We start from the raw sequence: 19,541 nt of genomic DNA on the forward strand, positions 1-19,541 counted from the left end.
CGCCGGAGCGCGCGTTGCCGGTGACCCTCGGCCCAGGCGGGCGACCTGAGGTCTGCGTGGTTCGTCGCTCCCCGGTGGTGATCCACCTCTGGCGCCAGTCGCGACAGGGCAGACTCTACCTGCTCCGGCTCAGCCCTGGGGCTCGGCCGGCTCCTCCTCGCCGAGGATCCGCCGCAGGTAGGCGTAGGTGAGGTCTCCGGTGTGCTGGTCGTACTGGTGCTCGTACCCGTGCTTGGCGTACATCGACAGGTTCTGCTTGGAGTCCTGGCCCGTGAAGACCCAGACCTCCTTGGTCTGCTCCGGCAGGTACTCGAGGACCGACATGAGCAGCTGCGTGCCCAGGCCCTGGCCCTGGAGGTCGGGGACGACGGCGAGGCGGCCGAGGTTGGCCCGCTCGCCCTCGAGCTCGACGCGGATCGAGCCGACGAGCCGGGTGCCGATCCACGCCCCGAGCGTGACGACCTCCGGGCGCTGCAGGTCCGCCCGCAGCTCCTCGAGCGTCTGGGTGAGGGCGGGGATGCTGGGGTCGCCGTAGAGCTGGGCCTCGGTGACGAAGGCCGCGCGCCGAACCGTCAGCAGCTCGCCGGCGGCGTCGTCGTCGACCACATCGATGCGAACGTCGTCCATGCCGCCATCCTTGCACCGTCCCCCGGCGGGCGCGTACACGTCCACCCCGCGATCCCCCTACCAGCCCCCCTCCCGCCGACAGCCGGATTGCGCCCAGCGGTCGGGGACAGGCGCCGGGCGCAATCCAGCTGTCGGCGGTGAAGGGGCGCGTAGGCGGTGGGGACTACCGGAAGATGACGGTGCGGGCGCCGTCGCGCAGGACGCGGTGCTCGGCGTGCCAGCGGACCGCACGCGCGAGGACCCGGCGCTCGACGTCCTCGCCCAGGGCGACCATCTCGCGCTCGTCGTCGCCGTGGTCCACCCGCTCGACGTCCTGCTCGATGATCGGGCCCTCGTCGAGGTCCGCGGTGACGTAGTGGGCGGTGGCGCCGATGAGCTTGACGCCGCGGGCGTGGGCCTGGGCGTAGGGGCGGGCGCCCTTGAAGCTCGGCAGGAAGGAGTGGTGGATGTTGATGACGCGCCCCTCGAGGCGGCGGCACAGGTCGTCGGAGAGCACCTGCATGTAGCGGGCGAGGACGACGAGCTCGACGTCCTGCTCCTCGACGAGCTCGAGCAGCCGCGCCTCGGCCTGCGCCTTGGTGTCCGCGGTGACCGGCACGTGGTGGAAGTCGTAGTCGTAGAACCGGGCGAGGTCCTCGAGGACGGTGTGGTTGGACACGACCCCGACGACGTCGATGGGCAGCCGGTCGTTGCGCTGGCGGTAGCCGAGGTCGGCGAGGCAGTGCGCCGCCTTGGACACGAGGACGAGCGTGCGCAGCGGACGGCCGACGACGTCCAGGTGCCACGTCATCTCGAAGCGCCCGGCGAGCTCGGCGAGCGCCGCCTCGAGCTCCTCACGGGGCGCGCCGGTCTGGACCTGGACGCGCATGAAGAAGAGCCCGGTCGAGGGGTCGCCGAACTGCTGGGACTCGGTGATGTTCCCGCCGTGCTCGGCCAGCAGCCCGGCCACGGCGCTGACGATGCCGGGCCGGTCCGGGCACGAGAGGGACAGGACGAGGTGGAGGTCGCCGTCGGTGTTCACCCGCCAGAGGCTAGCCGACCACGCCGGCCGGCCCGCTCAGCGGTCCGTTCCCCGGCCCCTGGGCACGACTCCGTGTGGGTTCCGGGCCCGCAGAGGACCCGGAACCCACACGGTGTGCGCGGCGGTGTGCTCAGCGGAGCCGGTGGCGCCGGTTGACGAGCGTCGCGCCCGCGAGGAGCAGGAGCAGCGCGACCACGACCGGCACGGCGAGGCTTGCGCCGGTCTGCGGCAGCTTCCCGCCCGGCCCCGCCCCGGGCCTGCCGTCGTCGTCACCCGGACCGCCGGTCCCCCCACCGGGGCCACCGCCGTCACCCGGCGTGGGCGACGGGTCGGTGGGCGAGGGCGTGGGCGTGGGGTCGGTCGGCGTGGGCGTGGGCTCCAACTCGTCCTGCGCCTCGACGAGCACCGCGACGGTGCGGGCCGGCACGGTCACCGTGCCGGTCTGCGCGTCCCACGACGTCTCCCGCACGACGTCGTCGGCGCCGTCCACCTGCACGGGCGAGAGCGCGAGCTCGCGCCCGGCGAAGCCGTCCACCTCCTCGGTGATCGCCTCCGGGGAGGCGTTGAAGACCGCGAGCACGCCGTCGAGGGCGGGGTCGACGTCCTCGGTCCCGGCGGTGTCGTCGACCGCCATGACGAGCAGGCCGGGCGTCGCGTCCGGCCCGGAGCCGGGGAACGTCACCTTCTCCTCGATGAGCCCGGCGGTCCCGAGCCGGAAGAGCCCGGTGGAGAAGCGCAGCTCGAGGAGGTCCTGGGCCATCGCTGTGGACTGCTCGATGTCCGCGCGCTCGGGCCGCAGGTCCGGGTTGGCCAGGAGCGGGCCCATGACCTCCCACGCGTCGGCGTTGTCCTCCGCCGGAGGCAGGCCGACGCCGAAGGTGTTCGTCCCCATCGACCAGTCGAGCCGGTTGAAGTGGTCACCGGAGTTGTAGCTGTTGCGGTCCAGGGACTTCGAGCGGAGCAGGTCGGTCCCCGCGTGCCAGAACGACGGCGTCTGGGACAGCGCCGTCGTCGCCAGCGACAGCGTGTTCATCCGCACCCGGTCCTCCATCGAGGTGTCGACCGGGAGCTTGAACGCGAGGTTGTCGAACAGCGTCTCGTTGTCGTGGGCGTCGACGTAGGTGACGACCTCGTCGGGCTGGGTGGCGTACCCGGCGGGCTGGCCGTTGTAGTCGATCTCCGCGCCGGTCTGCACCTCACCGGCGGCGGTGAGGAAGGAGTAGCCGGCCAGGTTGCCGGCCAGCCCGAGCCGCACGAGGTCGGTCTGGTGGGCCAGGCGCGCCGCCTGCTCCTCCGGCGTCCCCTCGGCCACGGCGTTCGGGTCGGTGAAGGAGCCCGAGCCGAAGCCCTGGATCGTGCGCTGGTCCTCGTCGAAGGGCCCGCCGCCGCGGACGGCGTCGCGCAGCCGGTCGGAGAAGGTCCCGATACCGGTCCCGTCGAGCTGGCCCTGCGTCGCCTGGTAGAACCGGGCGTTGTCCGCGACCTCCCCGAAGTTCCAGCCCTCGCCGTAGACGTAGACGGACTCGCCGTCCACGCCGTCGTCCTCGAGGGTGAGGGAGTCCAGCGCCTCGCGGACGGCCAGCATGTTGTCGCGCGAGTGGTGGCCCATGAGGTCGAAGCGGAAGCCGTCGACCCCGTAGTCGGTGGCCCAGGTGAGGACCGAGTCGACCATGAGCTTCTCGGCCATCTCGTGCTCGGTGGCGACGTTCTGGCAGCACGTGGACGTCTCGACGCTGCCGGTGGCGCTGAGCCGGTAGTAGTAGCCGGGGACCACCCGGTCGAGGACGGACCGCTCGTCCTGCCCGGAGGCGCTCGTGTGGTTGTAGACCTTGTCGAGCACGACCTGCAGCCCGGCGTCGTGCAGGCCGCCGACCATGGTGCGGAACTCCGCCGTGCGGCTGCCGCCGTCCCGCTCGACGGCGTAGGAGCCCTCCGGCGTCGAGAAGTGCCACGGGTCGTAGCCCCAGTTGAAGCCGTCGAGGTCGCGGGTGGCGCTGACGGCGGCCTGCTGCTCCTCGGAGTCCGGCGCGGCGTCCGGCACGTCCGGCTCGGTGCGCGCCGCCGGGTCCTCCTCGATCGTGGCGATGTCGAAGGTCGGCAGGAGGTGGACGGTGTTCATCCCGGCCTCGGCGAGCGTGCGCAGGTGGCGCATCCCGTCGCTGTCGTCCTGCGCGAAGGCGAGGTAGGTGCCGCGCAGCTCCTCGGGCACGGTCTCGTCGCTGATCGAGAGGTCCCGCACGTGCAGCTCGTAGATCGTGCGGTCCACCGGCCGCTCGACGACCGGCCGCGGGGTGTCGGCCCACAGCTCCGGCGCCCAGCGCGGGTCGTCGAGGTCGACGAGCACCGAGTGGGTGGAGTTCTCGGTGAGCCCGACGGCGTAGGGGTCGGTGACCTCGTTGGTGACGACCTCGTCCACGCTGGGGGCGTAGACGGTGACGGCGAAGCGGTAGGCCGCGTCCTCCCAGCCGGGCTCACCCTCGACGGACCACGTGCCGTCGTCCTCGCGGGTCATGTCGAGGACCTCGGGCTCGCCGGTGACGGCGGCCGCGGCGACGGCGCCTGCCTGCGGCTCGTCCCACAGGTGCAGCTCGACGTCGGTGGCGGTGGGCGCCCACAGCGCGAGCGTCGGGGTGCCGTCCGCGGCCCAGTCCACGCCCAGCGTGCGGTCCGCCGCTGCCTCCGCGTAGAGGTCGTCGAGGACGCCGGGGACCTGCAGCCCGGTGAAGGCGGAGGCGACCTCGCCCTGCCGCTGCAGCACCTGCACCTGACCGGTGAGGACCTCCTGCACCTCGGCGGTGCTCAGGCCCTCCACGCGCAGGGCGAGGTGGTCGGCGAGGTGCGGGAAGCGCTCGGCGAGCGCCTCCGGCAGTCCCTCCCCCACGAGGGTGAGCGCCGCGGAACCGTCCGCGCCGTCGACCTCCCCGTCGAGGACCTCCATGCCGCCCGCGGCGGCGTGGTGCAGGGACCACTCGAGCTCGGCGGGGTCGGTGCCCTCGGGCACGAGGGAGGCCGGCCACGCGACGGTCGTCTCGTCGAGCCAGTGCGCGGCGAGCTGACCGGTGCCCGCCAGGGGCGGGTCGGTCACCTCGACGGTGAGCACGTGGGTCTCGAGGTCGTAGCTGAAGGACACGAGCTCGCCGCCCGTGGCGCTGAACGTGATGTTGGTGCCGTCGAGGATGCCGCCGGCGCCGTAGTTCTCGTCCCAGCTGCGGCCGTGGGCCACCTTGACCTCGTAGCTGCCGGTCGCGAGCGCCGTCGTCGACCACTCGTAGGTGCCGTCGCCGTCGAGGTCGGTCATCCACGTGGCCATGCAGTCCGGCTGCCAGTCGCCGGGGCAGCCGACCTGGCTCTGGAAGCTGCCGGGCAGGGTGATGACCGGGCCCTCCGCGGTGCTGGCGAAGCGGTGGGTCACCGGGTCGTAGAAGAAGGTGATCGGCCCACCCTCGTGGGTGTAGGTGACGTCGGCGCCGCCGGGCACGCCGCCGGCGCCGTAGTTGACGTCCCAGCTGCCGCCGACGGCGACCTTGTACGCGTAGCTGCCGGCGGGCAGGTCGAAGGTCGCGGAGTACACGCCGTCCGCGCCGAGGACGAGGGCCGCGGCCTCGCAGTCCGGCTGCCAGTCACCGGGGCAGCCCATGGCGGCGTTGTGGCTGCCGGGCACGGTGACGAGGTCACCGGTCGGCTGCTCCGGGCCGGCGGTGCCGTCGACCGCCTGGCCCACCGAGCCGACCGTCGAGGCGGCGCTGCGGTTCCCCGCGGCGTCCACGGACACGGCGCGGTACTCGACGAGCGTGCCGGTGGGCAGCCCGGAGACGTCGTGGAAGACCCGCGGCGCATCGCCCTCGGCGGTGCCGAGCGGCGTCCACTCCTCGGCCCCGACGAGCCGGTAGGCGAAGGAGGTCTCCGCCCACACGTCGTCGGCGACGTCGGCGCTGACCGGTGCGACGCCGTCGAGGCGGCCGCCCTGGGCGGGTGAGAGCGTGATGTCGCCGGGCTCGGCGGGCGCGCCCACGGTGCCGTCGGCGACGAGGACGACGGCGGACAGCCCGGGCACGCTCAGCGTCACCGACCCCGTCGCGTCCGCCGTCACCGTGGCGTGGTCCCCGTACAGGGGCGCGTAGGTGGCGCCGGGCGTGAGCGTGGTGAAGGTGGCCGTGGCGGCAGCGGTGCGGTTGTTGACGGCGACGACGTGCTCGCGCCGCTCCTCCCGGTCGACGCGGGCGAAGGCGTAGACCCCGGCGCCGTCGTCGGCGTGGAGCTCGACCTGGGCGCCCGTCGCGAGCGCCGGGGTGCTCGAGCGCAGCTCGGCGAGCTCGGCGATGTGCGTGTAGAGGGGCGCGCCGGTGTCGTAGCGGTCCACCGCGCCGATGGGCTCGCCGTCGAGCGTCTCCTCGTCCTGGTACTGCTGTACCTGGCTGGCGAAGAGCGACTGGCGGGCGTCCTTGTCCCCGCCCTGGCCGACGAAGCCCTGCTCGTCGCCGTAGTAGACGACCGGCTGGCCACGGGTGAGGTACATGAGGGAGTGGGCGAGCATCGAGCGCTCGCGCTCGTCGCCGGAGCCCTGGAGGAAGAAGCCGACGCGGCCCATGTCGTGGTTGCCGAGGAAGGTCGGCAGGTCGTGGGCGCTCGTCGTCGGGGTCGTGTAGTACGCGTCCGTGGCGAACAGCCCGGACAGGCCTGCGGCCGTGAAACCCTTGGCGTAGTTGACCGCGGCGGACTGGTAGGCGAAGTCGAGGACGCCGTTCATGTCGGTGTCGCGCACGTACGGGGACAGGAGGCGGGCGTCGGCGTCGTAGACCTCGCCGAACATGAAGAACTCCTCGTTACCCTGGGCGCGGGCGTGGTCGAGGATCTCGGCGGTCCACTCCTCCCAGAACTCGACGTTCACGTGCTTGGCGGTGTCGATGCGGAAGCCGTCGACGCCGAGGTCGATCCAGTCCTCGTAGACCTCGATGAAGCCGTCGACGACGGTCGGGTGCTCGGTCATGAGGTCGTCGAGCCCGTCGAAGTCGCCGTAGGTGACCGACTCGCCCTCCCACGTCGAGTTCCCGCGGTTGTGGTAGAGCGTGACGTCGTTGAGCCACCCCGGGACCTTGACGTCCTCCATGCCCTCGTCGACGACCGGGGTGTAGGGGAAGGAGGTCTCGGCGTCGAGCGCGGGGAACTCGTCCGTGCCGGCGTAGGCGCCCGGGTCGAAGACCTCGCCGTCCGCGTCGCGGTAGGGGGAGGTGGCCGTGTCGACGTAGCCGTACTCCCCCTCCGCGTAGTCGACGACGTCGGCGGTGTGGTTGGTGATGATGTCGAAGTAGACCTTGATCCCGCGGTCGTGGGCGTCCTCGATGAGCGCCTCGAGCTCCTCGTTGGTGCCGAGGTGCGGGTCGATCTGGGTGAAGTCGGTGATCCAGTACCCGTGGTAGCCGGCCGAGGCGTTCTCACCCTCGCCCTGGACGGGACGGTTCTTGAACGACGGCGTGAGCCAGATCGCCGTCGTGCCCAGGCCCTCGATGTAGTCGAGGTTCTCGTGCAGGCCGGCGACGTCGCCGCCGTGGTAGAAGCCCTTGTCCGTGGGGTCGAAGCCGTGGTCGAGGCGTCCGCCGTCGATGCCACCGGTGTTGTTGGCCGTGTCGCCGTCGGCGAAGCGGTCGGTCATGACGAAGTAGAACTGCTCGTCGGCGCCGGGCTGGCGGACCGGCTCGGCGACGAGCGCGGCGTCCGCGTCGGTGTAGTCCTGCGCGAGGCCGAGGACCTCGAGCGCGAGGAGGCCGTCGGCGTGGTCGAAGGTGAAGCGGACGTCGGCCGGTCCGGCGAGGTCGAGGGCGTAGTTGGTGTCCCCTCCCCCGACGCCGTAGGCCTCGTCCCAGGAGCCGCCGACGGCGACCTTGTACTCCCAGCGCCCGGCGGGGACGGTGAGCTCGGCGGAGTAGACGCCCTCGGCGCCGGTGGGCGCGAGGGCGGTACCGGCGCACCCGGGGTCCCAGTCGGCCGGGCAGCCCAGCTCGGACTGGAGGTCCCCGGCGAGGACGACGAGCGCGTCGTCGGCCGCGGCGGGCAGCGTGGTGGCGAGCGCGGCCGCCCCGGAGGCCAGCAGGCTCACGGTGGCAAGAGTGGCGACGGCGGCGCGCGGGCGGGCGGATCTCGCGGACATGGGACTCCCTCGTCTCCGGATGATGTCCGCAGCGTAGACCCGCCTGAAAGCCCCTGCAAGGCTTGCAAATTGTTTCACGGCGCGCTCTGGGCGCCGCCCGGCTCAGCCGCCGAACAGGCCCCCGAGCCCGCCGCCGCTGCTCTTCGTGCGGTTCTCCTGGTGCCCGCCGCTGACGACCGTCTCGCTCGGCTGGACGATGACGTAGCCCTGCCCGCCGAAGGCCATCTGGAAGGTCTCCCCCGTCCCGCCCCGGACGAGGGAGGACAGCCCTCCGGTGTCGACCCGGATGTCGGCGCTGACGCCGCCGGTCCACAGGACCACGGCCTGGGCGTCGGCGAAGGTGGGGGCGCTGGCGACGTCGAGGGCCACCGGCTCACCCTGGGTGGTGACGGCGACGTACCCGGTCCCCCGCAGGGAGACGTTGTACAGCCCGCCGGTCATCGCGGCCCCGCGGGCCTGGAGACGGTGGATGTCCCACTCGATGGAGGAGGAGAAGGCGAGCACGCTGCCCCCGTTGACCGACACCATGTCGTTCTCGAGGTAGAAGACCTGGACGTCGGCCGCGCCGTCGGCGACGAAGAGCTCCCCCTGGCCGGTGCACTCCATCATGCTCACGCCCTCGCCGGTCATCGCCGACTTCACGATCCGGCCGAGGCCGCCGGAGCCCTTGTTCTGGAAGTGGACGTCGCCCTGGTAGGCGACCATCGAGCCGGACTTGGCCCAGACCGGGCCGTAGCCCATCTGGATCTTGAGGAGCTTCTTGTTCTGCAGGATGAACGGCTCCCGCGCGGCCGTCTCCTGGAAGTCGCTGAACAGGGTCCCGTGGATCGGCATGGCTCTCCTCCGCGCGTGTGGCTGGCAGCCGCAGCCTAGTGGTCCCGGGCACGGCCGCGGGATGCTTTTCGGCGCGGGGACCGCGGTCGGCGAGACACCGAGGGCCGGGAGGGTGTCCCCTCCCGGCCCTCGGTCGGTCTGCTCAGATGAGGCCGAGCTCCTGCACGGCGTCCCGCTCGCCGACGAGCTCGGCGACGGAGGCATCGATGCGCTGGCGCGAGAAGTCGTTGACCTCCAGGCCCTGGACGATCTCCCAGCGGCCGCCGGACGAGCGCACCGGGAAGGAGGAGATGATCCCCTCGGGCACGCCGTAGGAGCCGTCGGACGGGATGGCCGCCGAGGTCCAGGACGAGCCGGTGCCGTTGACCCAGTCGTGGACGTGGTCGATGGCCGCGTTGGCGGCCGACGCCGCCGACGACGCGCCACGGGCGTCGATGATGGCCGCGCCGCGCTTGGCGACGGTCGGGATGAACTCCCCGTCCAGCCAGGCCTCGTCCACGAGCTCGGTGGCCGGCCGGCCGCCGATGGTCGCGTGGAAGACGTCGGGGTACTGGGTGGCGGAGTGGTTGCCCCAGATCGTGAGGTTCTCGATCTGGCTCACCGGGGTGCCCGTCTTCTGCGCGAGCTGGCTCAGCGCCCGGTTGTGGTCCAGGCGGGTCATCGCGGTGAAGCGCTCGGCCGGGACGTCCGGCGCGTGGCGCTGGGCGATGAGCGCGTTGGTGTTGGCGGGGTTCCCGACGACGAGCACCCGGATGTCGGAGGCCGCGTTGTCGTTGATCGCCTTGCCCTGCGGGCCGAAGATCCCGCCGTTGGCCTCGAGGAGGTCCCCGCGCTCCATGCCGGCCGTGCGGGGACGCGCCCCGACGAGCAGCCCGACGTTCGCGCCGTCGAAGGCGGCGTTGGCGTCGTCGAAGATGTCGATGCCGGCCAGCAGCGGGAAGGCGCAGTCGTCCAGCTCCATGGCGGTGCCCTCGGCGGCCTTGACGCCCTGGGGGATCTCCAGGAGGCGCAGCCGGACGGGGGTGTCGGGGCCGAGGAGCTGGCCCGAGGCGATGCGGAAGAGCAGGGCGTAGCCGATCTGGCCGGCGGCGCCGGTGACGGTGACGTTGACGGGCTGGTTCATGAGCGTTGTCTCCTTGGGGCCGTCAGCCGAGACGGGCGGCGAGGTTCTCGTCGATCGAGGCGAGGAAGCCCTCGGTCGTCTGCCACTCCTGGTCCTTGCCCACGAGCAGAGCGAGGTCCTTGGTCATCTTGCCGGACTCGACGGTCTTGATGATGACGTCCTCGAGGGTCTCGGCGAAGGCGGTGACCTCGGGGGTGTTGTCGAGCTTGCCACGGTGGGACAGGCCCCGCGTCCACGCGAAGATCGAGGCGATCGGGTTCGTCGAGGTCGGCTGGCCGGCCTGGTGCTGGCGGTAGTGGCGGGTGACCGTGCCGTGCGCGGCCTCGGCCTCCACGGTGCGCCCGTCCGGGGACATGAGCACGGAGGTCATGAGCCCGAGCGAGCCGAAGCCCTGGGCGACGGTGTCGGACTGGACGTCGCCGTCGTAGTTCTTGCAGGCCCAGACGTAGCCGCCCTCCCACTTCATGGCCGCGGCGACCATGTCGTCGATGAGGCGGTGCTCGTAGGTGAGGCCCGCGGCGTCGAACTGGTCCTTGAACTCGGCCTCGAAGATCTCCTGGAAGATGTCCTTGAAGGCGCCGTCGTAGGCCTTGAGGATCGTGTTCTTCGTCGACATGTAGACCGGGTAGTTGCGCTGCAGGCCGTAGGAGAAGGACGCGCGCGCGAAGTCGGCGATCGACTTGTTGTAGTTGTACATGCCCATCGCGACGCCGCCGTCCTCACCGAACTTGGCGACCTCGAGCTCCATGGGCTCGCTGCCGTCGTCGGGGGTGTAGGTGATCGTCACGGTGCCCGGGCCGGGGACCTTGAAGTTCTGCGACTTGTACTGGTCGGCGTGGGCGTGGCGGCCGATGATGATCGGCTTGGTCCAGCCGGGCACGAGGCGCGGGACGTTGGAGATGATGATCGGCTCGCGGAAGATCACGCCGCCGAGGATGTTGCGGATGGTGCCGTTGGGCGAGCGCCACATGTTCTTGAGGCCGAACTCGGCCACGCGGGCCTCGTCGGGGGTGATGGTCGCGCACTTGACGCCGACGCCGTACTCCTGGATGGCGTGGGCGGCGTCGATCGTCACCTGGTCGTCGGTGGCGTCGCGGTGCTGGATCCCGAGGTCGTAGTACTTGAGGTCGATGTCCAGGTAGGGGTGGATGAGGCGGTCCTTGATGAACTGCCAGATGATCCGCGTCATCTCGTCGCCGTCGAGCTCGACGACCGGGTTCTCGACCTTGATCTTCGCCATGTTCCTGCGCTCTCCTGACCACCACGAGGGTGTGTGCTCGGCGTCCTCGGCGCCGGGGCGCCGGCACCGCCACCAAGATTACTCGACATCGAGATAAATGGGCCACACCTCCTCAGGGGTGCTGGCCGGCCACCCCCGGGTCCGCCCCGGCGACGGCGGTGGCGCCGTCGCCGTCGGCCTCCGCGGTGGCCCGGACGTGGAGGCGGTCCACGCGCCGCCCGTCGAGGGCCGCGACCGTGAGCGTGAGACCGTCCCACTCGACGGCGTCGCCCACCTCCGGCATGCGGCCCAGGCGGGTGACGACGAAACCCGCGAGGGTGTCGAAGGGGCCCTCGGGCAGCTCCCTGTCCAGGACCTTGGCGACGTCCGCCCGCCCGAGCAGCCCGGCGACGTCACCGACCTCGCCGCGGGCCCGCACGCCGGGCTCGGGGCGGTCGTACTCGTCGTTGATCTCCCCGACGAACTCCTCGACGACGTCCTCCAGGGTGACGATCCCGTCGGTCCCGCCGTACTCGTCGACGACGACGGCGAGGTGCGCGTTCTGCGTGCGCATGTCGGTGAGCGCGGAGAGCACGCGCTTGCCCGTGGGGAAGAAGGGGACCTGGCGCACGAGGTCACCGACGACTCGGGCGCCGGGGCTGATGCTGATGAGGTCGCGCACGTGGATGAAGCCGAGGACGTCGTCGTCGTTGCGGCCGCGCACGGGGTAGCGCGAGTGCTCGAGGGTGGAGACCAGCGCCTGCGCCTCGCCCACCGGCAGGTCCGCGTCGAGGAACTCGACCTCGGTCCGCGGCGTCATGATCTCCTCCACGCCACGGTCCCCGACCGCGAGGATGTCGACGACCATGTCGCGCTCCACGGCCCCGATCGACTCGTGCTGGGCCACCATCGAGCGCAGCTCCTCCGCACCGATCTCCTCGCGCTGCTCGTGGGGGTCCCGCCCGAGCAGGCGCATGACGAGGTTGGTCGAGGCGCCGAGCAGCCAGATGACGGGCCGCATCGCGGTCGCGATCCAGTCCAGCGGGGTCGCGACGACGACGGCGAAGCGCTCGGCGCTCTGCATCGCCAGCCGCTTGGGCACGAGCTCACCGAAGACGAGGGAGAGGTAGGAGATGAGGACGGTCGTGCCGACGAAGGCGACGGTGCTCGCGACCCCGCTGCCCAGCCCGAGGCTCTCCAGGGCGGGCGAGACCTGCGGCGCGATCTGCGCGGCGCCGAAGGACGCGGAGAAGAAGCCGGCGAGGGTGACGCCGATCTGCACCGAGGACAGGAAGCGGTTGGAGTCCTCGGTGAGGCGGGCCACCCGGGCGCCGGGTCCGCCCTTCTCGGCCAGCGCGCGGACCTGGCTGTCGCGCAGCGACACGAGGGCGATCTCGGACGCGGCGAAGACGCCGCCGAGGAGGACGAAGGCGAAGACGAGGGAGATGTCGACGACGAGGTCGGTCATCGGGCCATTGTCCCAGGAGGGTCGCCGTCCGCACGGGACGGCCCGCGGCGGTCAGGTGAGGTTGCCGGCCGGGGAGAGGACGGCGAGCGCGGCGGCGGCGACGAGGAGCAGCGTGACGTCGAAGGCGGTGGATCGGGCCCGGAAGGCGGGCGGCACGCCGCGGTCGGTGCCGCGGACGACGGCGAGCACCACGCACAGCGACGCGAGGACGAGGGCGGCCGAGGGCACGTCGACGAGCACCGCCGTCACGCCCGCGGCGAGCGTGCCGAGCACGACGAGCCACAGCACCGCCGTGCCCGCGCTGCGCGTGGAGTCCATGGCGACGAGGCTACCGTGGGCCCGTGACCCTCCCTCCCCTCCCCACCCGGGTGGCCGTCGTCGGGACCGGGCTGGCCGGCCTGCGGACGGCCGCCGAGCTGCGCGGCCAGGGCTTCAGCGGGCACCTCACCGTCGTCGGGGAGGAGCAGGTGGCTCCCTACGACCGCCCGCCGCTGAGCAAGGAGCTCCTCACCCGCACCGCGCCGGTCGACCTCGCCGGTGAGGGCTACGGGGACCTCACCGCGCTCGCCGACGAGCTCCTCACCGGCCACCGCGCCGTCGCCCTCGACGCGGACGACGACGGCGCGCGGCTCACCGTCGCGGGACCCGAGGGGACGCGGGAGGTGGCGTCCGACGTCGTCGTCGTCGCGACCGGGGCCGGTCCCGTCGTCGTGCCGGGGTGGAGCGACGTCCTCACCCTTCACGACCTCGACGACGCCGCGCGGCTGCGTGGGCTGCTGCGGCCGGGGGCTCGGCTCGCCGTCATCGGCGCGGGCTGGGTCGGTGCCGAGCTCGCGACGGTTGCCGCGGCGGCCGGCGTGGACGTCACGGTCCTCGAGGGCGGCCCGGTGCCGCTCGGGCACGTGCTCGGCCCGCGGGTCGGGGAGCTGCTCGTGCCCTGGTACGCCGAGCGCGGGATCACGCTGCGCTGCGGCGCGACGGTCGCCACCGCGGACGCGAGTGGCGTGGGGCTGGCCGACGGCTCCAGGGTGACGGCCGACGTCGTCGTCGCCGCGGTCGGGGTGCGGCCGAGCACGGCGTGGCTGTCCGGCTCGGTGCCGCTCACCGCGCGCGGCGCGGTGCCCGTCGACCTCACCGGGCGGGTGCGCGGCGGGCCGGCGTCCGTCCGCGCGGTCGGGGACTGCGCGGACCGCCACTCCCCGCGCGACGGCGTCGTGCCCGGCGCGCACTGGGACGGGGCGCTGTCCCACCCCGCCGCGCTCGTCGCCGAGCTGCTCGGCGCGGCCGACGGCCCGGCGCCGGACCCGGCCCCCTACGTGTTCTCCACCCAGCTCGGCCACGAGCTGACGGTCGTCGGCCACGTGCCGGCGGGCGCGGAGGTCGTGCTGCGCGGCGAGCCCGGTGCCGGGCCGTGGACCGCGCTCTACGTGGTCCCGGACGCGGCGGGTGCGCCGCGGCTGCACGCGGGTCTCACCGTGGACCGCCCCCGCGACGTCGGCCCGCTCCGCAAGGCGCTGTCGGCCCCGGAGCACCCGGCCGTCGACGTCGCCGCCGCCGCGGACCCGGCCACCCACCTCCGCAAGACCTTCACCTGACGGACGGGGCTCGTCCGCAGTCCACCTCCCGCGAAGCCCCCCCCCGCGCCGAGAGCTGACTTATTACCGACAACCCCCCTCGCCGAGAGCTGAGTTATTACCGACAGCCCACCCATCGCAGAGCACTGACCGATAGCCCACCTATCGCGAGAGCTGAGTTGTGACGGACGAGGGCCTGGCGGAACAAGTCAGCTGTCGGCGGGGGGGGGAGGGCCCGGCGGAACAAGTCAGCTGTCGGCGGGGACGGGGCTTCTCAGTGGGCGAAGTGGCGGGTGCCGGTGAGGTACATCGTCACGCCGGCCGCCTGGGCCGCCGCGACGACCTCGTCGTCGCGGATCGAGCCGCCGGGCTGGACGACGGCGCGCACACCGGCGTCGAGGAGCACCTGGAGGCCGTCGGCGAAGGGGAAGAAGGCGTCGGAGGCGGCGACGGCGCCGCGGGCGCGCTCACGCCCCTCCCCCAGGGCGTTGGCCCGCTCCACCGCGAGGCGGCAGGAGTCGACCCGGTTGACCTGCCCCATGCCCACGCCCACGCTCGCGCCACCGGCGGCGAGGAGGATCGCGTTGGACCGCACGGCCCGCACCGAGCGCCACGCGAAGGCGAGGTCGGAGAGCGTGGCCGGGTCGGCGGGCTCGCCGGCGGCCAGGGTCCAGCCGCTCGGGTCGTCGCCGGGCGCGTCGACGAGGTCGCTGGCCTGGACGAGCAGCCCGCCGCTGACGGCGCGCATCTCCAGCCCGGAGCCGGAGCCCTCCGGAACGACGAGCAGGCGGATGTTCTTCTTCGCGGCGAGGATCTCCACCGCCTCCGGCTCGAAGGCCGGCGCGACGACGACCTCGGTGAAGACCGGGGCGATCTGCGCGGCCGCCTCGGCCGTGACCGGCCGGTTGGCGGCGATGACGCCACCGAAGGCGGAGACCGGGTCGCAGGCGTGCGCGGCGGCGTGGGCGGCGGCGATCGTCGCGCCCACGGCGATGCCGCAGGGGTTGGCGTGCTTGATGATCGCGACGGCGGGGTCGGCGTGGTCGTGCGCGGCCCGCCACGCGGCGTCGGCGTCGACGTAGTTGTTGTAGCTCATCGCCTTGCCGTGCAGCTGCTCGGCCTGGGCGATCCCCGGCTCGCCGGAGCGGTACAGCGCGGCGGCCTGGTGCGGGTTCTCGCCGTAGCGCAGGACGTCGGCCCGCTGCCACGTGGCGCCGGTCCACGCCGGGAAGCGGCTCTCGTCGTCGGGCGCGACGACGTTGCCCATCCACGACGCGACGGCGACGTCGTAGTCGGCCGTGTGCCGGAAGGCGGCGGCCGCGAGGCGGCGGCGCTGCTCGAGGGTGAAGCCGCCGGCGGCGACGGCCGCGGCGACGTCGTCGTACCCGGAGGGGTCGACGACGACGGCGACGCTCGCGTGGTTCTTCGCGGCGGCGCGCACCATGGTCGGCCCGCCGATGTCGATCTGCTCGACGCACTCCTCGGGCGCGGCGCCGGAGGCCACCGTGTCGGTGAAGGGGTAGAGGTTGACGACGACGAGCTCGAAGGGCGCGACGCCCAGCTCCTCGAGCTCGCGGACGTGCGCGTCCTTGCGGAGGTCGGCGAGGATCCCCGCGTGGACGCGCGGGTGGAGGGTCTTGACCCGGCCGTCGAGGCACTCGGGGAAGCCGGTGACCTCCTCCACGGGGGTCACCGGGACGCCGGCCTCGGCGATGGTGCGGGCGGTGGAGCCGGTGGAGACGATCTCCACGCCGGCGGCGTGCAGCGCCTGGGCGAGCGGCGCGAGGCCGGTCTTGTCGTAGACGGAGACGAGGGCGCGGCGGACGGGACGCGAGTCGGTCACGGGGTCACTCCTGGGTTCGCTGGTATCGGACCCGGGCACCCAGGCGGGCGGCACCCTGCAGGGGACTTCCGGCCGCTTCCCGGTGGTGACTCCACCTCTGCGCCAGTCACGGCCAGGGCCGAGTCTAGCGCGTCGGCCCCCAGCCCTCGGGGCGGCGCTGCTCAAGGGGCAGGGACCGATGGGCCCACCACGCCTCCTGGCACTCCTCGCGCGTGCCGCCGGGGTGCGCGGCGAACCATGCGCGGGTGAAGCGGTTGTACTCGAACTGCTCACCGATGTGCCCGGGCGGCAGCCCGCGCGTGCGGTGCCAGTGCTCCACGGCCTCGGCGAGCGTGCGGCCCTCGCCGTGCGCGACGAAGTCCCGCATGTGCTCGTCGAAGCGGAAGCCCGGGCCGACCTGCTCCGTGAAGAAGTGGCGCAGCACCTGGCTGCACCGCTGACCGGCCGGGATCACGGTCTGTGGAGAGACCGGGGTGGTGAGCTGACGTGCCGCCGCCCGCCGCGGGGCGGGGGCGGGCGCCGGCTCGCCGTCGAGCGCGGCGGCCACCCGGGAGAGGAGCTCCTCCTTGCCGCCGCTGCGGGACACCCCCAGTGCCGCGGCGAGGTCCTGGAGCTCGGTGCGCAGCCAGTACCAGCGGCGCAGCTCTGCGCCGCTGCGCACGGACGTGAGCGCCGGTCGGGACCCGTCCACCGGCTCAGCCGTCGACGACGACGCGCCGGCCCTCGACCCGCCACGGCAGGCGGGCGAGGCGGCCCACCTGCTCGACGAGCTGGGCGCGCTCGGCCACCTTGATCCGCTCGGTGAGGGTGTCGACCGTGTCGTCGTCGTGGACGGGCACGGCGACCTGGGCGACGATCGCGCCGGTGTCCACGCCCTCGTCGACGACGAAGAGCGTGGCCCCGGCGATCTTCACCCCGTACTCGAGGGCGTCGCGCGGGCCGTTGATGCCGGCGAAGGCGGGCAGCAGGGAGTTGTGCGTGTTGAGGTAGCGCCCGCCGAAGCGCTCGAGGAAGTGGGGCCCGCACAGCTTGAGGAAGCCGGCGGAGACGACGAGGTCGGGCTCCGCGGCCGCGACGGCTGCGGTGAGGGCACGGTCCCAGGACTCACGGTCCGGGTGGTCGCCCACGCGCTCGACGAAGGTGGGGATGCCGGCCTGCTCGGCGAGCGCGAGCCCGCCGGCGGAGGGCCGGTCGGCCCCCACGGCCACGACCTCGACGCCGTAGCGCGGGTCCCGGGCCGCGTCGAGGAGGGCGGCGAGGTTGGATCCCCCGCCGGAGATGAGGACGACGACTCGTGTGGGCACGGTGCCGAGGGTAGTCGGCCGGAATGGAACACTGGGCGCATGTCCCGCGACCAGCCCGCTGCGCCCCCGAGCGACGAGGCGGTGCGTGCCGCGACGCGTCCGGTGCTGTGGTTCTCCGTCGTCCTGCTCGTCGGCCTGTGGCTGTCGGTGACCCGCCCGCCGTGGCCGCTGCCGCTGGTCCCGGGGCTGCTCGGGCTCCTCGCCGTCGTGCTCGGTGTCGTCGGCCTCGTGCGGATGCGGCGCGCCCGGGTGGGCGGGGCGATGGTCGTGCTCGTCGTCGTCGGGCTCGGCATCGCGGCCGCGATGGTGCTCCTCACCGGTCTGCAGGCCCTGCTGTGGCCGGTGTACGCGGACTTCTACGCCTGCCTGGACCGCGCCCTCACCCACCAGGCGGAGGCCGCCTGCCTCACCGGTCTCGAGGACCGCGCCCAGCGGATGCTCCTGCGGCCCTGAGACCGCTCGGGAAGCGGGATGGCCCGAACGCTCCTAGCGTGGACGGCGAACCCCAGACCCAAGGAGGCACACCCATGGCCCAGCTGACGAACAAGACCGTCGCGTTCCTCTCGACCAACGGCTTCGAGGACTCCGAGCTCACCGTGCCCTGGGAGGCCGTGACGTCCCAGGGTGCCGAGGCCGTCCTCATCTCCCCGGAGTCGGGCACGATCACCGGCAAGAACGGCCACGAGCAGCAGGTCGACCTCACGACCGCCGACGCCACCCCCGACCGGTACCACGCCCTCGTCCTGCCGGGCGGCGTCGTCAACGGGGACAAGCTCCGCATGGACGACGCGGCCGTCGCGTTCGTCCGGGAGATCTTCAACCAGCACAAGCCCGTGGGCGTCATCTGCCACGGCGGCTGGATCCTCACCGACGCCGAGGTCCTCGAGGGCCGCACGCTGACCTCCTACCCGAGTCTCCGGACGGACCTCAAGAACGCGGGGGCCACGTGGGTGGACGAGGAGGTCGTCGTCGACGCCGGGCTGGTCTCGAGCCGCACGCCGGACGACCTCCCGGCCTTCTGCGACAAGCTCGTCGAGGAGATCGCCGAGGGCGAGCACGAGGGCCAGACGGCCTGACCTACTCGGGCGAGGCGGACGGCGGCGTGGGCGCGGAGCCTGCGCCGCCGTCGTCGTCCGTGCGGCGCACCCGGGCACGGACGGCACGGCTGCCGCGCCGGACGGCGTCGTGGACCTGCGGGTGCAGGGCGAGGAGGACGACGACGGCGCCCGCGGCGGTCTGCCAGGCCAGCGCACCGGCGAGCGCGGGCGCGGAGACGCCGACGGTCGCGAGCCGGCCGGGCCCGATGCTGCCGGACGCGGCCACGGCGAGGAGCGCACCGAGGACGGCGAGGGTCGCGGCCGCGACGACGCCGCTGAGGGCCGCCTGCCACCAGCGCTCCTGGAAGCGGCTGCGGTGCAGCCAGGCGCCGACGGCGGCTCCGACGAGGACGGGGACGAGGACGACGAGCCCGAGCCCGGGCGCGCCCGGCTCGGGCAGGACACCGAGCACGGGGAAGGCCGGCAGCGGGGCGGTGACGACCTCGCTCGGGGAGAAGAGCGTCCCCTGCCCGACGGCGAAGCCGGGTCCGCACAGCCAGGCGAGGGCCCACACGACCATGGTCGGCAGGTAGGCGAGCTGGCCCAGGAGCAGGACGACGGTCCCGAGGCGGCCCGGGGCGAGCGCCTCGTGGAGCTCGAGGACGGTGACGATGCCGCTGACGAGCCCGACGGCGAGGACGAGGACGGCGAGGGCGAGGAGGCCGGCGAGGGCCAGCCACGCGCCCCGGACGCCGGCGCGCACCCAGTCCGGTGCGGCCTCGCGCAGGCGCAGCCACCACGCGGGGCGCGGCGTGCGCGCGCGCCACAGCGCGAGGAGGAGCGCGGTCCCGCCGATGACGACGGCGACGAGCGCGACGGCCGGTCGTGCCGCGGGTCCGGGAACGACGGCGGACAGGCCGAGCACGCTGAGGACGAACCCGCCGAGGGCGAAGGCCGCGGTGGCCGGCCGGCGCAGGCGCGCCCGCCGGGCGCCGCCGTAGACGAGGGCGGCGCTGACGAGGCTCGTGCCGAGCGGGGCGAGGGAGACGACGCCCGCCTCGCCGACGTCGACCGCGGCGCCGTGGCCGAGCAGCCACACGCCGGTGCCGATGGCGGCCGCGTCGGTCCAGCTGGCCTCACCGAGCAGGGGCGCGGCGGCGGTGGCGACGTAGGTCGCGACGGTCGGCACGACGACGAGCAGCCAGCTGATGATCGCGGCCTCGATCCCCGCCAGGGTGGCACGCAGCCAGGCCTCGGGGAGCCGGGGCGCGCGGCGGGCGGGGCCGCTCACCTGGGGGTGGACCGTCGTCGTCATCTGCCCCATCGTCGGTGACCGGGCGGCGCGG

General features: G+C 73.3%; 15 protein-coding genes and 2 riboswitches. Of the genes, 3 read left to right on the top strand and 12 right to left on the bottom strand.

Features of this window, described 5'->3' with window-relative positions; all coding sequences use genetic code 11:
- Positions 1-23: 23 nt before the first annotated feature.
- A riboswitch (ZMP/ZTP riboswitch) is annotated at positions 24-112 on the bottom strand.
- A 17-nt stretch (positions 113-129) separates the two neighbouring features.
- The 8 genes from H9624_RS04150 to H9624_RS04185 form a co-directional block, all read right to left on the bottom strand.
- Positions 130-627, bottom strand: coding sequence for a GNAT family N-acetyltransferase (locus tag H9624_RS04150; protein WP_251838615.1), 498 nt, complete (start codon positions 625-627; stop codon positions 130-132).
- Positions 628-790: 163 nt separating this feature from the next.
- Positions 791-1,648, bottom strand: a complete 858-nt coding sequence (gene purU, locus H9624_RS04155) for a formyltetrahydrofolate deformylase (protein ID WP_251838616.1) — start codon at positions 1,646-1,648, stop codon at positions 791-793.
- Between the two features lie 130 nt (positions 1,649-1,778).
- Positions 1,779-7,793, bottom strand: coding sequence for a pullulanase-type alpha-1,6-glucosidase (pulA, locus tag H9624_RS04160; RefSeq protein ID WP_251838617.1), 6,015 nt, complete (start codon positions 7,791-7,793; stop codon positions 1,779-1,781).
- A gap of 102 nt (positions 7,794-7,895) precedes the next feature.
- Positions 7,896-8,627 carry an AIM24 family protein gene (locus H9624_RS04165; RefSeq protein ID WP_251838618.1) on the bottom strand — a complete coding sequence of 244 codons (732 nt, stop codon included), beginning with the start codon at positions 8,625-8,627 and terminating at the stop codon, positions 7,896-7,898.
- 142 nt (positions 8,628-8,769) lie between these two features.
- Positions 8,770-9,750: a malate dehydrogenase gene (locus tag H9624_RS04170; RefSeq protein WP_251838619.1), complete on the bottom strand. Its 981-nt coding sequence runs from the start codon at positions 9,748-9,750 to the stop codon at positions 8,770-8,772.
- 22 nt (positions 9,751-9,772) lie between these two features.
- Complete coding sequence (locus H9624_RS04175; protein WP_251838620.1) at positions 9,773-10,990, bottom strand: NADP-dependent isocitrate dehydrogenase; 1,218 nt, start codon at positions 10,988-10,990, stop codon at positions 9,773-9,775.
- 112 nt (positions 10,991-11,102) lie between these two features.
- A complete protein-coding gene (locus H9624_RS04180) occupies positions 11,103-12,437 on the bottom strand; it encodes a hemolysin family protein (RefSeq protein ID WP_251838621.1) in 1,335 nt (444 codons plus the stop codon).
- Positions 12,438-12,488: 51 nt separating this feature from the next.
- Positions 12,489-12,755 carry a hypothetical protein gene (locus H9624_RS04185; protein ID WP_251838622.1) on the bottom strand — a complete coding sequence of 89 codons (267 nt, stop codon included), beginning with the start codon at positions 12,753-12,755 and terminating at the stop codon, positions 12,489-12,491.
- 23 nt (positions 12,756-12,778) lie between these two features.
- Here H9624_RS04185 and H9624_RS16830 point away from each other — a divergent pair, with 23 nt between their 5' ends.
- Positions 12,779-14,032 (top strand): NAD(P)/FAD-dependent oxidoreductase, encoded by a 1,254-nt coding sequence (locus H9624_RS16830; RefSeq protein WP_251838623.1) that lies wholly within the window; start codon positions 12,779-12,781, stop codon positions 14,030-14,032.
- Between the two features lie 253 nt (positions 14,033-14,285).
- On the opposite strand, the gene purH is transcribed toward H9624_RS16830, so the two are convergent.
- The 3 genes from purH to purN all read right to left on the bottom strand — a co-directional run bounded on the left by purH (position 14,286) and on the right by purN (position 17,158).
- Entirely contained in the window at positions 14,286-15,854 is a 1,569-nt protein-coding gene (purH, locus tag H9624_RS04195; RefSeq protein WP_251838624.1) for a bifunctional phosphoribosylaminoimidazolecarboxamide formyltransferase/IMP cyclohydrolase, read from the bottom strand.
- Between the two features lie 30 nt (positions 15,855-15,884).
- Positions 15,885-15,974, bottom strand: a riboswitch (ZMP/ZTP riboswitch).
- 4 nt (positions 15,975-15,978) lie between these two features.
- Positions 15,979-16,545, bottom strand: coding sequence for a DUF6434 domain-containing protein (locus H9624_RS04200; protein ID WP_251838625.1), 567 nt, complete (start codon positions 16,543-16,545; stop codon positions 15,979-15,981).
- 4 nt (positions 16,546-16,549) lie between these two features.
- Positions 16,550-17,158, bottom strand: a complete 609-nt coding sequence (gene purN / locus H9624_RS04205) for a phosphoribosylglycinamide formyltransferase (protein WP_251838626.1) — start codon at positions 17,156-17,158, stop codon at positions 16,550-16,552.
- A gap of 39 nt (positions 17,159-17,197) precedes the next feature.
- Between purN and H9624_RS04210 the strand changes: the two genes are divergently transcribed.
- Positions 17,198-17,611, top strand: a complete 414-nt coding sequence (locus H9624_RS04210) for a hypothetical protein (protein ID WP_251838627.1) — start codon at positions 17,198-17,200, stop codon at positions 17,609-17,611.
- A gap of 74 nt (positions 17,612-17,685) precedes the next feature.
- A complete protein-coding gene (locus H9624_RS04215) occupies positions 17,686-18,234 on the top strand; it encodes a type 1 glutamine amidotransferase domain-containing protein (RefSeq protein WP_251838628.1) in 549 nt (182 codons plus the stop codon).
- 1 nt (position 18,235) lies between these two features.
- Here H9624_RS04215 and H9624_RS04220 read toward each other — a convergent pair whose 3' ends face one another.
- A complete protein-coding gene (locus H9624_RS04220; RefSeq protein ID WP_251838629.1) occupies positions 18,236-19,510 on the bottom strand; it encodes a cell division protein PerM in 1,275 nt (424 codons plus the stop codon).
- Positions 19,511-19,541: the final 31 nt, after the last annotated feature.

Source organism: Oceanitalea stevensii (assembly GCF_014837105.1).
GTDB classification, from domain to species: Bacteria; Actinomycetota; Actinomycetes; order Actinomycetales; family Actinomycetaceae; genus Oceanitalea; species Oceanitalea stevensii.